This is a genomic window from Embleya sp. NPDC050154, from assembly GCF_044460165.1.
Taxonomy (GTDB): Bacteria; Actinomycetota; Actinomycetes; order Streptomycetales; family Streptomycetaceae; genus Embleya.
In genome coordinates this window covers 49,504-64,428 of the sequence record NZ_JBITJP010000004.1, presented here as the reverse complement: position 1 = coordinate 64,428, position 14,925 = coordinate 49,504, and the positions used below count along the sequence as shown (strand labels likewise).

The following is a 14,925-nucleotide window of genomic DNA, read 5'->3' as shown; positions in this document are numbered from 1 at the left end:
AGGCCAGGCACAACACCGGCACCGCGGCGGCCATCAGGCCGAGGACCTCTGCCGGTGCCACGCCGTGGTCCGGCGGATCGGTTGACCTCGCGGTGGCGATCGAGGGGCGGCAGAGCGGTCGGTAGAAGCCGCCCGCCGATGTGTGGCGCCATCGTCCTCGGCAGTCGCCGGGGGCGCGGTCGCCGTCGCATTTTTCCGCACCGGTTCCGTGGGCCGCCGGATGTGTTACCCGAGCACCGGGCGCCCGGTCAGCGTTTCGGGCGGCGTCTGCGTGTCGTGGTTTCGGGCTCGGACTTGCGGGGCCAGTCGGCGCCGAGGTCTTCGGTGGTCCAGTCCCAGAGGCGGAGCATCTTGTCCAGGTCGGAAAGCGGGCGGGGCCACGTCCGCGGCGCGTCCGGATCGTAGCCTTCCAGCCGGGCGGGAACAGGAGGCGGCGCCGGTTTCGGACCACGCGACCACTTCCACCTCTCCTCGTGGACCATGCGCCGGCCCACGTAGAGCGCGCTCATGTCGCCGCCGATCAGATCGGCGTGCAGGGGCTCGATCATGGCCGGCCACTTCTCCGGCCGCTCCAGCCAGAACGTCATTTCGCTGTCCTCGCCGAAGCGGCGGATGGTGACCACCACGGTTTCGCCCTCGATACGCGACGTGACCGCGCTCCCGTACCCCTTCTCGTCCTCGTCCTCTGTGACGTACGGCTTCACCTGCTCGGCGAGTCCGGCGGGGAGTCGAAACGACACGGACATCTGCCCGTCGCCGCGAAAATAGAACAGACGATCGAACATGGGCGAGAGTTCGTCGAACTCGATATGGGTGTTCGATTCGGCGTCGAAGACGTAGTCGGCGTGGAACCACGTCGAGCCGACCTCTACGAACGGGCCCAATGCCCGTAACTCGGCTATCTGTTCCTCGGTCAGCTCACGGCCGACGGTGTGCCCCGCGTGGTGGATCCGAATCGGAATCTCGTTGTGCCGGCCCATCGTGCGCCCCCAGCGTCGACCGCTTCACCTTGTCGGGGCCTTCCTACCAGGCTCGTCCGTCTCGGCACCGGCACTTTGCCCTGACGACACAGCGCTGCATGTCGCCTGCATCCCACCGGATCCACACCCTCGCTGTTCGGCACGCCGGCTCACGGAATGTCTGTCGAGTCGACGTGCCGAGAATTTGGCCGAGGTTGTGTCGATCGCCACGAGGAGCCTTCGCGGCCTCGGGCGGGTCCGTCCGGACCTCGTCGTCGCGGCCCGGCACGAGACCGGTGGTGTTTTCCTTGTCGAGGCTGTCCTCCGCACCGGACCCCGGGACAAGGAATCATGTTTGTGGAGGCTCTCGGTGCCGAACTTCGGGCTGAGGAGGCCGCCGCGGCACCGCCATCGATCGTGTCCCCGGTTGCATAATTCTCCGGGACCTCTCCACACATCTGCCGTAGGCGTGCAAATATGAGGCCATGAGTAGTGCGCATCCCGAATCCGGCCCGGCTGCCGAAGTCGACTGGACGGACGGCATTCCCGTTCCGCCTCTCGACTACGTGCCCGCGGACGAGTTCGAGCAGGCTCTCCAGAGGGCCCTGGACGAACTCCTTCCCCTGTTCGAGGATGCGGGCCTGTAACCCGTGTACGCACTTTCGGATGACGATCTGCGCCGGATCAACGCTCGCGTCGGGGGTACCGGCCGGGAAAGAGACCCTCGTCTGTTGGGTTCCCTCCAAGCAGCCGTCTACGGCCGCGGGTTCGAAAGGGCGCTCAACCCGACGCTGCCGCAGAAGGCCGCCGCGTTGATGAGCTACATCACGCAGGTCGCGGTCTTCGAGAACGCCAACGAACGCACCGCGCTGACGGCCGGAACCGTCCTGTGTGTGGTCAACGGCCACCGCATTGTCTGGGCGGACCCGAAGGAAGCCGATGCCTTCATCCGGGCCGTGGGTTATGCGCACCCCACGGTGTCGTGGATAGCCGACCGTATCGAAGCGCGGCTGCAACCGATTCCGTCGCCGTAGCGCCCGCCCCTGTACCGCCCCGCCCCTATACCGCCCCAGTACCGCCCCGCGTGGTGCCCGACGCCGCATGACTGGTCGAGTCGGCAAAGCCTGGGCCATGGACCGCAGTCTCCGGGTCGGCGTCGGCCCGAACCGCATCCCGGGGGCGCTCACGTCGGTCGCGATCGGTGTGGCGCCGAGCTGCGCAACCGCTTACGGCACCGGCCACGGCCGCTTGGCCGCCTCCACAGGCCCGGGCACGTCCGGCACGCGCGCTCGACCCACGGTGCGAGCCCCGGGTACGGCACGTGTCTCGGACGGCTGAGGGGACGAACCGTTCGTCGCACCGGGCGGTCGGCCATGCGTGCAAAATGATTGGACGGGATGATGTTCGGGCTTGTAGCTTCCAGTTGCCCGTGACACCGCCCGAGGAGGTGAGACCCATGAACGCTGTATCGATGTGGGTGCTCCCCCTTGCCGTCACGGTCGGGCGATTGATGTAGGTATCGCCGGGAGCGCCTCGCCAACAAGGCACTCCTGAGAGGCAATACCTATGCATTCTCCGCATTTCAGCGTCGAGCCGTCGGCGAACGATACGGTCGAGCGCGACTTCACCGCGGACAACGCCCCCGGGCTCCGGTCGCGGGCCTCCCACTCCGATCGCGCGCCCCTCATGTTCGACGTGATCATTGCCGGGTGCGGGCCGACCGGCGCGATGCTGGCCGCCGAACTGCGGCTGCACGACGTGCGGGTACTCGTCCTGGAGAAGGAAACCGAGCCCGTGTCGTTCGTCCGGATCGTCGGTCTGCACATTCGCAGTATCGAACTGATGGCAATGCGCGGACTGCTGGAGCGCATCCTCGAACACGGAAGACGACGTCCGGCCGCCGGATTCTTCGCCGCCATCGCCAAACCCGCACCCCAGGGCCTGGATTCCGCGCACGCCTACCTGCTGGGCATCCCGCAACCGGTCGTCGTCCACCTGCTCGAGGAACACGCGATGCAACTGGGTGCGCAGATCCGGCGCGGTTGCGCGGTCGCCGACTTCGAGCAGGACGACGAGGGTGTGACCGTCGAGCTGGCCGACGGCCAACAGCTGCGTTCGCGCTATCTCGTCGGTTGTGACGGCGCGCGCAGCACGGTGCGCAAACTGCTCGGCGTCGGCTTCCCCGGTGAGCCCTCACGGACCGAGACGCTGATGGGCGAGATGGAAGTGGGCGTCCCACAGGAGGAGATCACCGCCAAGGTGAGCGAAATCCACACAACCGACAAGCGATTCAGCATCGGGCCCTTCGGCCAAGGGGTATATCGCGTCGTGGTCCCCGCCGCGGGAGTCACCGATCGCGCGGAGCCGCCCACCCTCGAGGATTTCAAACAACAGCTGCGCGCCGTCGCCGGAACCGATTTCGGCGTGCACTCCCCGCGCTGGTTGTCCCGCTTCGGGGATGCCACCCGGCTGGCCGAACGGTATCGGGTCGGGCGGGTGCTGCTGGCCGGCGACGCGGCACACATCCACCCGCCCACCGGCGGACAGGGCCTCAACCTGGGCGTTCAGGACGCATTCAACCTCGGCTGGAAACTGGCCGCACAAATCCGCGGCTGGGCGCCGGAAACACTCCTGGACACCTACCAGACCGAACGCCATCCGGTTGCCGAGGACGTGCTGGACAACACCCGCGCCCAGATGGAACTGCACTCCACCGAACCGGGTCCGCAGGCCCTGCGCAGGTTGCTCACCGAACTGATGGACTTCGACGACGTGAACCGCTATCTCATCGAGAAGATCACCGCGATCGACATCCGCTACGACTTCGGCGCAGGCCCCGACCTGCTCGGCCGCCGCCTGCGCGACATCGACACGAAACACGGCCGCCTCTACGATCTGCTGCATCGCGGGCGCGGCCTGCTGCTGGACCGCACCGAACGCCTGACCGTCGGCGGCTGGTCGGACCGGGTCGACCACCTCGCGGATCCCACCGCGGTACTGGACGTTCCGTGCGTCCTGCTACGCCCCGACGGCCATGTCGCCTGGATCGGCGACGATCAACAGGACCTGGACGACCATCTCTCCCGCTGGTTCGGCAAGCCCGCCCACTGATCTCGCCCGAGCAACCGACAGGGCCCACGAGAACGACCGGAACAGCCGGTAGCGACTGACCACCGCAAGGCGGGAGCCGGCATCAGCCGTGGTGCTCCGACGCCAGGGTCGACCCGCGAGGAGGATGGCCTCCGAGCGACGACCGGAAGACGGCGGAGGAGCACCACGGGGTGGATCGGCGCAGACGTCCGACGAACACCGGCGGCGACCGGCTTGGAGGTCCCCCCGCGCCACCCGCCCGCACAACGACGCACGCAAGACAGAACCGACGCCCTGCACACCATTCGCCTCGGCGCAAATCCGTTAAGCGCAGGGCCATTTCACGCCCCTGCGTTCTCAGCCCACACCGCCATCCGGAACCACGAACGACCGGTCACACGATCCCTCGCCCATCCGTCGCGGCGCGCGTGGTCTGTGGCAGCTGCGTTCGGGCTCCGAAGGGGTGCGCCGGTAGACTTGGTGTCCAAATTGGACGTAGAGTCCACATCATGAACGTGGAAGAGAGCCGGGACCCCCGTGTGCGAACGTGGGCGCCGGTGTGTCGGGCGGTCGCGCTGTTGCTCGGCCCGTACGCCGAGGTCGTCCTGCACGACCCGGAGACCGACCGGGTCCTGGAGATCTGGAATCCGATGACCTCCCGCCGCGCCGGCGATCCTTCGCTGCTCGGCGAGTTGGACGAGCTCGGCCCGTCCACACAGGAGGTGTACGGGCCGTACGAGAAACTGCTCGCGGACGGCCGCCGGCTGTCCTCGGTCAGCGCGATCCTCCGGGACGACCGGGACCGGCCGTCGGCGGTGCTGTGCATAAACCTCGACCGCACGCCGCTGGAACGGGCCGCGGCGGTCCTGTCCGCCTTCGGCGCCCCGACCGTGGGGCGCCCCGAGCCATTGTTCGAGCAGGACTGGTCCGAGCGCATCCGGCACATCGTCGGCAGCCACGTCCGCGAAACGGGTCGCCCCATCGACCGCATGACCCGCCAGGACCGCCTGGTCGTCCTCGGCCGGCTGGACGAGGCCCGGGTGTTCGCGGTCCGCCGCGCCGCACCGGTCGTCGCCGAGGCCCTGCGGGTGTCCCGCTCCACCGTCTACGGCCTGCTGGCCGAGCTCCGAGCCCAGAGCGCGAAGGACTGACGCACATGACCCGGCTGCCCGACTTCCGCCTGGAAACGTACTTCTCCCGCTGGGAGTTCACCGCCCGCCACCATCTGACCGCCTCCGACGCCCAGACGATGACACTCCGCGAGTTGCTCGCACTGGCCGACGACAAGGACCGCGACGCCTTCGACAATCTGTCCCTGGGCTACACGGAGACCTTCGGCGACCCGGCCCTGCGTGCGGTGATCGCCTCGACGTACGAGCACGCCGACACGGACGACGTCATCTGTTTCGCCGGCGCCGAGGAAGCCCTCTACCTGGCGATGAACGTCCTGCTCGACGCCGGTGACCACGCCGTCGTGGTGACCCCCAACTACCAGGCCGCCGAGACCGTGCCGCTGGCGCTGTGCGAGGTCACCGGCGTGGCTCTCGCCGCGGACCGGGACTGGGCCCTGGACCTCGACGCGGTTGCCGCGGCCATCCGGCCGAACACCCGGGTCGTCTCGGTGAACTTCCCCAACAACCCCACCGGCAAGGTCATCGACAGCGCCGACTTCGTCGCCCTGGCCCGACTGTGTGACGAGCGCGGCATCCACCTGTTCAGCGACGAGGTCTACCGCGGCCTCGAACGCGACCCCGCCCGCACCCTGCCGCAGGCCGCCGACCTGTCCCGAAGCGCGCTGTCGTTGAACGTGACCTCGAAGGCCCTGGGGCTGCCCGGACTGCGCATCGGCTGGATCACCTGCCGCGACCGCGCGCTGCGCTCGCGCCTGGAGCGCGCCAAGCACTACACCACCATCTGCAACTCCGCGCCCGGCGAGGTCCTGGCCCGCATCGCGCTCAAGGCCCGCGAGACGATCCTGGACCGCAACCGCGCACTGATCACCGCCAATCTGCCGGTTTTCGACGCGTTCTTCACCGAGTTCGCGGACGACTTCCAGTGGCGGGCGCCGGACGGCGGATGCGTCGCCTACCCCCGATACCTCGGCGCCGACGGGGTGGAGGAATTCTGCACCCGTCTCGTGGAAGAGGCCGGCGTCCTGCTGCTGCCCGCGAGCATCTACCGCTCCGAACTCACCGCCACCCCCACCGACCGGTTCCGCATCGGCATCGGCCGCCGCGACCCGGAGGAAGGACTCGCCGCCTTCGCCCGGTGGATGCGAGCGCGCCGATGACTCTCCCCCTCTTCGACACTGCCGCCATCGCGAAGGCCGCCACCAGGCGGCTGGTCCTGGATACCGTCCGGGACGCGCTGATCGCGCACGCCGAGGGCCGCACCAGCGTGCCGCCGCCACTGCACATGGACTTCCCTGAAGCCGACGGGGACTGCCACGTCAAAGCCGGTCGGATCATCGGCGCCGCCGACTTCACCGTCAAGATCGCGACCGGCTTCTACGGCAACCCCGACCTCGGCCTCCCCTCGAACCACGGTCTGGTCTGCGTGTTCAACGCCCGCACCGGACAGGTGCGCGCGCTCCTCGACGACGGCGGCGCGCTGACCGCCTGGCGCACCGCGGCCGCAGGTGCGCTGATCACCCACGCCATGGCCCGGCCCGACGCCGTCACACTGGCCGTCTTCGGCACCGGTGAACAGGCCCGCCTCCAGGCCTCCTGGCTGGCCGAACTCCGCCCGGTCGGCATGGTGTTGGTACACGGTCGCAACCCGCGCAAGGCCACCGCCCTGTGCGACGAGCTCAACGCGAACGGCCTGCCCGCCCGGCCCGCTTCGGCGCGAGAGGCGACCGCCGCCGACATGCTCATCACCACCACCCCGGCAACCGCACCCGTCCTGGACGCCGCCCACGTGCGCGAGGGCGCGCACGTGACCGGCATCGGCACGGACATGCCGCACAAGAACGAGCTGCCGCCGGCGCTCTTTCACCGCGCGGGGCTCATCGCCACCGACGACCACGACCAGTGTCTCGACCACGGCGACTTCGGCCACGCCGTCCGCGCCGGGGCCGCCGCCCGTGACGACGACATCGCGGCCGGCCTGTTGCTCAAGGAACCCGTCGACCGCTCCCACAGCGCGATCACGGTCGCCGACCTCACCGGCGTCGGAGCACTGGACGCGGCAGTCGCCTCGGCCGTCCTCGGCCGACTCCCGCTCTGAACACCGAAGCCGCCCGGGCGAAGCCGGTCGTCGATACCGAAGCCGACGATGGCCCTCGGCAGCGGAAGGCGGCCCCAGGCAGCGGATGGCGTCATGGAGCGCCGTGCAGGCGGCAGCAGAGCGAAGACGAACGCGGAGGCGGGCTCGGGGAGGGACGCCCGGGGCTCTGTCGGTCAAAGCTTCGTGCACATGCCCTCGTCAGATCTCCGGAAGGCCCAACCCGTGCATGTTCGGCGCGTGGTCGCTCTCCCCCCTCAGCCACACCATGTGGACCAGATCCTCCAGGCGTACGTCCTGCGCGCGCAGGGCGTGCACCAATGCCCGGGCCGCGGGCTCGGCGTCACCCGGCCCGGGGTTCGGCACGCGAATCTCGGGGAGCCGCACCGGCCCGGTACCGAACTGCCAGCCCGTCCCCGACTCCAACAGCGCCTTGCGGGCCCCGTCGGCCGCCTCCAGGTGCAGTTCTTCGGCGGAGCAGGAGAACTGCACGAACCGTGAGTCGTCGTCGTCCGAGGTTCGGATCACCATGTCCAGGCTGTCGTCCAGCCGGCCCATGTCCGTCACCAGCGCCTTCAGCGTCTCGCCCAGCCACCGGCCGAACTCGTCCCAGGTCTCGGCCTGGCGGACTCCGGGTGTGAACGCCTTCCGCAGCGCGGCATGGCGATAGAGGTAGCCCTGCCACACCCCGAGCTCGGCAACGCTGTCGTCGCGTTCACCCCATTCGGCGAGTTGGTACTCGTGGTGCTCGACCACCTTCGTGGCGAGCAACCGCAACCGCACCCGGTCCCTGGTCCATTCGATCTCCAGAAGGGTCTCCTCGCGGCGCCAACGCAGCACAGGACCGGGTCCGCGCCGGATGGGCGCCGGCCCCATCCGCGCCTCGGCCGCCCCGTTCGCCGCCTTGAACACCGCTCCCAGAACGCCGTCATCGTCCGTACGCGCCAGGTCGCACTCCAGCGAGGTGAAACAGCCCTCACCCGGCGACCCCAGGACATGGCCCCGGTGGGCGTAATTCCATCCACCCGGCAACGGCCCGACAAACGTCAACCCATGCCTGACCTCGGAGCGCAACGTCCACCCCAGATCGGCGGTCACGCGCTCCACCGCGCCCCGATCCCACTCCCCCATGGACATCACGTCGAACCGGGCAACCAGGTCATCGATCTCGGCATCGGTCAATCTGACGGTCATATCCGGGATGCTATCGAGGCCCTCCGACGCCTTGGAGAGCACAGCGGCGACATACACGGAAATCGTCTCGCCCGGGCAGCCTCGGAGGGCACGACGCCCGAGCCGAACGTCGCGGCGGCTACTCCTACGCCCGTTCGGCGCAGAGCTGGGTGGTCAGGGTCGCGCGGGCCCACTCCTCCCAGGCATCGGGGGACCAGCCCCGGTCGCGAACGAAAATCAGGTACAGCTCGGGACTGAGCAGTCCGTACAACAGGTCGGCGGCGCGGGCGGTGTCGATGTCGGGCCGGGCGTCGGGCTTGGCGGTCAATGCCGTTGCCGCGGCGTGCTGGACGGTATAGCGCGGGTCCGGGCCGGCGGGCCACTGGGCGGCGATCTCCGGGTCGGTGGCCGCCGCGGCCGCGATCAGCGGCACGACCGGGGCGACTCGGCCGAGGATGTCGCGTACGCCCCGTACGTGGGCGCGCAGTTGCCCGGCCGCGGTGGGCTCGGCGCACGCGGCGCGGAACCAGTCGCGGTCCATCGTGGCGACCGGTTCGTCGTCGCCGGCGATGGACGTGTCGACGACGTCCTTGAACAGCGCGCGCTTGTTGCGGAACACGAAGTACACGGTCTGGACGGCCACTCCCGCGCGGTCGGCGACCTCCTGAAGGCTTGTCGCGCCGTATCCCTGCGCGACGAACAGTTCGCGCGCCGCGGCGACGATCCTCTCGCGGGTGAGCCGCGAGCGCTCGGCCCGCTTGTCGGGGCGTTTGGCGTTCTGCTTGTCGGATCCCTTGACCGCGTCCATACCCGAAGTCTATATCTAGAGTCGATCACTAGAGTTCAACTACAACTTCTTGGAGGAACCGGCGATGAGCGAGACTCGGACGGCCGCGGAGCTCGACCAGGAGGCGGCCGTGCGCCGCGCATTGGAGGACTACTACCGGGACGGCCGGCCGCCGTGGGACAGCGGCGTCACGCCGCCCGAGCTGGTGACCCTGGTGGAAGGGCCCGGTGCGCTCACCCCCGGCCGGGTCCTCGAACTCGGCTGCGGCACCGGGACCAACGCGGTGTACCTGGCCCGACACGGCTGGCGAGTGGAGGCTGTCGATCTGGTGGACCGCGCGGTTCTACAGGCACGGGCGAAGGCCGACGCGGCGCAGGCGGAGGTCACGGTGCTGTGTGGGGACGCCACCCGCCTCGACGAGGTGGGCGTGCGTGGCCCCTACGACCTGTTCTTCGACCTGAGCCGTTACTGCGGGATACCGCCGCACCGCCGCGACGCCTACGCCGCCGGCCTCACCGACCGCGCCGCTCCCGGCGCACGGCTGTCGATGTTCGGGTACGGGCCCGAGGCGTTCGACGACCCGATCTCCGGCGTCACCGCGGACGAACTCCGCGCCAGGTTCACCGGGTGGCAATTGGTCGACGTGGCACCCGGTACCAACCCGGTCCCGACCTTCTGGTTCACACTGCACCACATCGCCACCGCGACATGAGGCCCGCCTGTCCCGTTCGGGTGAACTGCGCACACCGGGGCCCGGGTTGAGGTAACCGCGAAGCTCGACGCGCCGGCCGTCCCGGGCCTTCTGTTCGCGAGATCGGGCCGGCTCGAACAGGGCGAGAACCCACTACTGCCCTTCGGGGAAGGGCGGATCCATGGTGGCGAGCAGGGCGTCGAGGTTCTCCCGGAGTGAGATCGCCCGGGCGGAGCAGAGGTCCGCCTCGGCCAGTCGCTCGGCGTCGCGCAGGTTGAACGGCGCCCAGTCGTGGCTCCCGCCCACCAGGTGGTCGCGCCTCCAGCGCGAGAGTCCGCGGTCGAGGAAGGCTCGGGCGTCGTCGGCGGTGTCGAGCGGGATGATGCGCTGAACGAAGCGGGCGTGCTCGTGGTCCCATCCTGCGGCGATCAGCATGCGCGCGGCCTCCGCGCCCGCGCCGGTCGTGCGAGCCCACACGCTCGCCTCGTACTCGACGCGCAGGTCCCGGATCACCCGTGCGCGCTCGGGCGTGAGCGGAAAGCGGCGTACGACGTAGAACTCGTGCGATCGGGTGGTGCGTTCGAGGACCCACACCGCGCACTCGCAGTCCTCGTCCACGTACATCAGGTCCTCGTCGACGTGCCGCGTATCGGCGGTGTCGTCGAACGCGACGGCGCGGCGATCGTTGCGATCCGGCGGGCCCGGGTCGTGCGTGGACACGGTGGCGCCGTCCGTGGTGTCGGTCCCACCCGAGCGCAGCAGCCGCCAGACACGCTCGCGCAACTCGGCGCGGCGTCGGACCCGTTCGCGATCACCCTCGGGGACGGACGGGCCCGGCGGCGGTTCCGGAGGTTCCCCGTCGGCGGGTAGCCCACGCCACAGCGCGGCGGGGCATCGGACGACGTCGGGGGTATCCGACGCGGGAGCGTGCAGCACGGTGGGGTGGTCGGGCGGCCCGGTCCAGGTGGGATGCGCCGCGATCGCGTCGCGCACGACATCACCCCACGGCCCGGAGACGGACGCGGCCCGGTGGTCGTGGAGGACGATCAGGGCGCCCGAGGCGGAAACCTGCCAGAGCCGCTCGCGGTGGATCACGCCGGCGTCCGGGGTCTGTTCCGTGTCGTAGCCGACGAGCAAGACCCCGGCGGGCAGCATGAGCAGCACGCCGGCGGCGACGTCGAATCCCGGCACCGGCCTCACCTCGGTGGAGACGCCGGTGACGCCGGTGACGCCGGTGACGCCGGTGACGCCGGTGACGACGACCCTCCCGTAGTGGGTAGCGGCCGTCGACGGAGGCGGAACACTCACAGGGCGCAAGGGGGTTCCTCCGTAGGAGCGCGGGTGGCGGCAGGAGCCCGGCACGACGCTGGGTCGTTCCGGTCGACCCGATCGCCACGCTCGAACCTACGTGGTCACGGCACCGGCTGTCTCAACTCGGCGCCGCGCCTTGGGCATTGCGCAGGCGGGCCGGTTCGACTTCGGTCACGGCCGTCTTCGCGTCCAGCTCGCAACCCTTCGCGTACGCCGCGGCGAAGGCTTCCTCCCCAGTGCGGCCCGCCCTCGGCGAGTGAGGTCACGAACCTGCCGATCGGTGCGGTCGTGAGCGCCGCGCAGCCGGAAGGCGGCACAGGAGCACTGGAGCGGACGTGCTGCCGACTTCGATCATCTGCTGCTCGGCGCCATCGACGGCGGGACACATGGCGACGGTCTCCCACCGATGCAGGTTCCGCGTACCGCATCCTCGCGTCGCGGACGGCAAACCTGGTTCGTACCAAGGCGACGAGGGTGTGTGCTCATGCTCCACCTCGGCCGCCGCGACAGCGCCTCGCTCGCACAGGTTGCCGCCGGAGTCAGTTCGCGTAGCGACTCACGGTCTCCGGGTGGATGACGAGACGAACCTGGTCCGCGGCCAGCATCTCGGCGAGTTGGTCGGCGCGGGCCGGGTCGTCGACGTCCCAATAGCGGGCGGCCAGACGGGTGCACAAGTCGTGTGCTCCGTCGGGTTCCACCGTGACACGGCCCGCGACCGCCACCCAGCGCTCGCTTTCACCCACCGGGGCGGCGACTACGATCGAGGCACGGGAGTCGCGGCGTAGGCGCCGCACCTTGGGCGAGTCCGGACCCGTGAAGAGTTGGATCGTGCCTTCGGCAGTGGCCTCGAACCACACCGGCCGGGGCTGGGGCGGGATCGGCCCCCCGGCCACGGACAGGAATCCGTGCAGGGGGCGTTGGAGGAATTCGAGATCCTGGGGAGTCAGCGAACCGGCGTCGATGCTCATCACAGTCCTTCCGGTAGGCGAGGAAGACCGTCCGAGCCTATGTGAACCAGGCATCGCCGCGCGGCCGGTCGGTGGCCTGTTCCGTGACCTCGATCTCCCGGGAGCGCCGAGCGCACCGGCCACGGCGGACAGCATCGATTGGGCGGCCGGGAGTCTCGGCCTCCGGCGGCCACACGGGCCGAGGAGTACGACCGAGAAGCACCGACCGACGCCGACGACGTAATCGCGAAAAGCGCCTGTCACCCGCCATCGCAACAACCTGACCCTCATCGAGTGGAACGCCTCTCGGACGGCCACCACATCTTCCCCGGTGTCACGGCCCGCGCGCTCCGGCGTCGGATCATCCCCGCAGACGCGGGGAGCGGAATCCGCGCCGTGGCTTTCGGCGTGACAAGGACGAATCGAATGGCCCAAACGAACGTCCGGCCCTGTTTGAGGGATTGTCCATCGGACGACTCTCCCCCCGTACCGCATTGGTCTCAAGGGGTTGTCATGTCGCGTCGGGTCGTGTCTGTCTGCATCGTGGTCACCGCTCTTCTTTCGTTGGCCGGTTGCGGCGACGACGACGGGAAGAGTGGTTCGGGTGCCGCGTCGGCGTCGCCGTCGGTGAGCTGTGATCCTCCCGGCCTGCCGCAGGACGAGTGGTTGCGGTTGTGCGGGCCCGGATCCGGTCGCGACACCGGGTCGGCGAACACCGCGCCAGTCGGGGGCTGGGTGGCGATGCCCAACGGCGTCGTCGTGTCGGTGGCGCGCGTGGAACCCGCGCCCGCGGCTGCGAGCGCCGCGCCCGGTTCCTTCCCGGCGCTGGTCACGATCACCGTGACCAACCGGTCGCAAACCCCGTACGACGTCTCCGGAGTGCATGTCAGCGAAATGAGCCGCGTCGGCGGAGCCCGCGCCGAACGCATCGCGCACGGGAGTCTGCCGCAGCAGGACTTCACCGGCACGGTGGCACCGGGACAGTCGGTCTTCGCCCAGCAGCTCTTCGACGTTCCCGACGCCCTCCGTCCCGGTTTCCGCATCATCGTCGCCATGACCCCGCTCCCCTCGGCGCTGCCGGACGCCACGTTCACCGGCACCCTGCCGCAGAGCGCCGGCACCACACCGACACCCGCCCCGTCCGGGTCGACCCCGTAACGCACGGCGTCGGAGACGGCGCGGCGACGGGACACCGTCCCCGTCCACCACAGCAGGACCTGCGTGGTCGTACCAGCCCTTCCCGTAGGCAACGGCCAATCCGGGGTACTTCGCGACAGACGCGGCAGGTTGCTCCCGCGGGATGCCGGTGAGGTCCCGGAATCGATTCCGGACGGGTGAAGCGGGTTGCGGTCATCGGCCCCCGTGTCAGGGCGTGCGTCCGGCCACATCAACCCCGAAGCCGCCGGCGACCGAGACCACGGTGCCGCTTTGGCGGCAGCAGGCGGCCGTCGTCTTCGCCGGCCAGGGTGCCCGTTCCGCCCTGCTCGATGCCGTCCGTGGGTCGCCGACCGGGTTCGGTCAGGCCCGCCTCGTGCGCGGCTATCGCGGCTTCGACCCGATTGCGTGCGCCGATCTTGCCGAGGATCGAGCTGACATGCGCCTTCACCGTACCTTCGACCAGGCACAGGTGGACGCCGATCTCCGCGTTGGGCAGCCCGGTGCCGAGCAGGGCCAGAACCTCGTGCTCGCGATCGGTGAGTCGGTCCATCCGATGCCGGGGCCGCGTTTCACTCGCCGGCGCGTCGGACCGCAGGCGCGCGACGACCCGGGCCGCGACCCTCGGTGAGAGGTACGCGCCGCCCGCCGCCAGAGGTGGAAGAACTCGTCGCCCGGGTCGGTGAGTCCGGTGTCGCGGTGGACCTGCGCCGGAACGGCTCGGCCCCGGCGCTCTCGCCGCTGGTCGAGCACGCGGTGTACCGCGTGGTGCAGGAGTCGTTGACCAACACCATCAAGCACGCAAGGGGCAGTAAGGTCCGGATACGCATCACCCATCGGAACGAGCGCACCACCGTACGGGTGACCAACTCCGCGCCGCCCGCAGCCTCGTCGGCGGGCCCGACGTACGGCACGGTCGTGCCCCCCGGTTCGGGCAACCGGGGGCTGATCGGGCTGCGGGAGCGGGTGCTGCTGATCGGTGGAACACTCCGTGCCGCTCCCCGTGACGGCGGCTTCGAGGTCGTTGCCGGCTTCCCGGATCGGGTACGGTCCGAACGGGCCGAGACCACCGATCGGCCCTCGGTGAAGGCCGGTTCGGACTCGGTGCGTGAACTCGCGGCCGCCCGGCGCAGCGCCCGATTCCGCTTCGCCGCCGCGTTCGCGCTACCGGCGGGGGTAGGGCTCGTGATGGTCGCGTCGGCCGCGTATCTGGCGCTTCGACTGTCGGGATGCGTCCTTGCCCCCGCGGACTACGCGGCGCTGCGCGTGGGCGGCGAGCGCGCCGAATTGGCAAACTCGCTGCCGTTGCGACAGTTCCCCTTCGTGCCGGACGAGATGCGGACGCTGCCTCGACCCGCCGGTGCCGTCTGCGAGTTCTACCGATCCAACGGCAACCTCCTGGAGCAGGTGGATGTGTACCGGCTCTGCTTCTCGGGATCCCGACTGATCAGCAAGGACGTGTTGCCGGCGAACGGCCCCTCCCACAGGGACACGCCGGCGCCCCGCACGCCGGAACCCCGGTGAGTGCGCGGCGATTCCTCGTGCGGTCGATCCCCGGGCCCATCCCCCCGGTTCGACCCTTCGGTC

The 14,925-nt window shown here is 69.9% G+C and carries 15 protein-coding genes; 9 read left to right on the top strand and 6 right to left on the bottom strand.

Going from position 1 to position 14,925, the window contains the following annotated elements; genetic code table 11:
- Positions 1–248 precede the first annotated feature (248 nt).
- Positions 249–980 carry a hypothetical protein gene (locus tag ACIBSV_RS09820; RefSeq protein WP_395861106.1) on the bottom strand — a complete coding sequence of 244 codons (732 nt, stop codon included), beginning with the start codon at positions 978–980 and terminating at the stop codon, positions 249–251.
- A gap of 464 nt (positions 981–1,444) precedes the next feature.
- Between ACIBSV_RS09820 and ACIBSV_RS09815 the strand changes: the two genes are divergently transcribed.
- The 6 genes from ACIBSV_RS09815 to ACIBSV_RS09790 all read left to right on the top strand — a co-directional run bounded on the left by ACIBSV_RS09815 (position 1,445) and on the right by ACIBSV_RS09790 (position 7,277).
- Positions 1,445–1,606, top strand: coding sequence for a hypothetical protein (locus ACIBSV_RS09815; RefSeq protein ID WP_395861104.1), 162 nt, complete (start codon positions 1,445–1,447; stop codon positions 1,604–1,606).
- Between the two features lie 84 nt (positions 1,607–1,690).
- Positions 1,691–1,993 carry a hypothetical protein gene (locus ACIBSV_RS09810; RefSeq protein WP_395861102.1) on the top strand — a complete coding sequence of 101 codons (303 nt, stop codon included), beginning with the start codon at positions 1,691–1,693 and terminating at the stop codon, positions 1,991–1,993.
- Positions 1,994–2,525: 532 nt separating this feature from the next.
- The gene (gene rox, locus ACIBSV_RS09805) at positions 2,526–4,070 is read left to right on the top strand and encodes a rifampin monooxygenase (RefSeq protein ID WP_395861100.1); all 1,545 of its coding nucleotides are present in this window, start codon (positions 2,526–2,528) and stop codon (positions 4,068–4,070) included.
- Positions 4,071–4,558: 488 nt separating this feature from the next.
- On the top strand, positions 4,559–5,200 hold the full coding sequence (locus ACIBSV_RS09800) for a transcriptional regulator (RefSeq protein ID WP_395861098.1): 642 nt from the start codon (positions 4,559–4,561) through the stop codon (positions 5,198–5,200).
- Positions 5,201–5,205: 5 nt separating this feature from the next.
- Positions 5,206–6,339, top strand: coding sequence for an aminotransferase class I/II-fold pyridoxal phosphate-dependent enzyme (locus tag ACIBSV_RS09795; protein WP_395861096.1), 1,134 nt, complete (start codon positions 5,206–5,208; stop codon positions 6,337–6,339).
- Positions 6,336–7,277: an ornithine cyclodeaminase family protein gene (locus ACIBSV_RS09790; RefSeq protein WP_395861094.1), complete on the top strand. Its 942-nt coding sequence runs from the start codon at positions 6,336–6,338 to the stop codon at positions 7,275–7,277. The genes ACIBSV_RS09795 and ACIBSV_RS09790 overlap by 4 nt, the downstream gene beginning before the upstream one ends.
- A 198-nt stretch (positions 7,278–7,475) precedes the next feature.
- Here the strand turns inward: ACIBSV_RS09790 and ACIBSV_RS09785 are convergent, their stop codons facing one another.
- Positions 7,476–8,468 (bottom strand): hypothetical protein, encoded by a 993-nt coding sequence (locus ACIBSV_RS09785; protein WP_395861092.1) that lies wholly within the window; start codon positions 8,466–8,468, stop codon positions 7,476–7,478.
- Positions 8,469–8,592: 124 nt separating this feature from the next.
- The gene (locus ACIBSV_RS09780) at positions 8,593–9,255 is read right to left on the bottom strand and encodes a TetR/AcrR family transcriptional regulator (protein WP_395861090.1); all 663 of its coding nucleotides are present in this window, start codon (positions 9,253–9,255) and stop codon (positions 8,593–8,595) included.
- A gap of 64 nt (positions 9,256–9,319) precedes the next feature.
- Between ACIBSV_RS09780 and ACIBSV_RS09775 the strand changes: the two genes are divergently transcribed.
- Entirely contained in the window at positions 9,320–9,946 is a 627-nt protein-coding gene (locus ACIBSV_RS09775; protein ID WP_395861088.1) for a methyltransferase domain-containing protein, read from the top strand.
- A gap of 132 nt (positions 9,947–10,078) precedes the next feature.
- Here ACIBSV_RS09775 and ACIBSV_RS09770 read toward each other — a convergent pair whose 3' ends face one another.
- Together ACIBSV_RS09770 and ACIBSV_RS09765 are read right to left on the bottom strand one after the other, a co-directional pair.
- Positions 10,079–11,233 carry a hypothetical protein gene (locus ACIBSV_RS09770; RefSeq protein WP_395861086.1) on the bottom strand — a complete coding sequence of 385 codons (1,155 nt, stop codon included), beginning with the start codon at positions 11,231–11,233 and terminating at the stop codon, positions 10,079–10,081.
- A 542-nt stretch (positions 11,234–11,775) separates the two neighbouring features.
- Positions 11,776–12,204, bottom strand: coding sequence for a pyridoxamine 5'-phosphate oxidase family protein (locus tag ACIBSV_RS09765; RefSeq protein WP_395861084.1), 429 nt, complete (start codon positions 12,202–12,204; stop codon positions 11,776–11,778).
- A gap of 507 nt (positions 12,205–12,711) precedes the next feature.
- On the opposite strand from ACIBSV_RS09765, the gene ACIBSV_RS09760 reads away from it, so the two are divergent.
- The gene (locus ACIBSV_RS09760) at positions 12,712–13,341 is read left to right on the top strand and encodes a hypothetical protein (RefSeq protein WP_395861083.1); all 630 of its coding nucleotides are present in this window, start codon (positions 12,712–12,714) and stop codon (positions 13,339–13,341) included.
- Positions 13,342–13,570: 229 nt separating this feature from the next.
- Here ACIBSV_RS09760 and ACIBSV_RS09755 read toward each other — a convergent pair whose 3' ends face one another.
- Positions 13,571–13,891 (bottom strand): response regulator transcription factor, encoded by a 321-nt coding sequence (locus ACIBSV_RS09755; RefSeq protein ID WP_395861081.1) that lies wholly within the window; start codon positions 13,889–13,891, stop codon positions 13,571–13,573.
- Between the two features lie 104 nt (positions 13,892–13,995).
- On the opposite strand from ACIBSV_RS09755, the gene ACIBSV_RS09750 reads away from it, so the two are divergent.
- The gene (locus ACIBSV_RS09750; protein WP_395861079.1) at positions 13,996–14,862 is read left to right on the top strand and encodes a sensor histidine kinase; all 867 of its coding nucleotides are present in this window, start codon (positions 13,996–13,998) and stop codon (positions 14,860–14,862) included.
- The last annotated feature ends 63 nt before the right edge of the window (positions 14,863–14,925 follow it).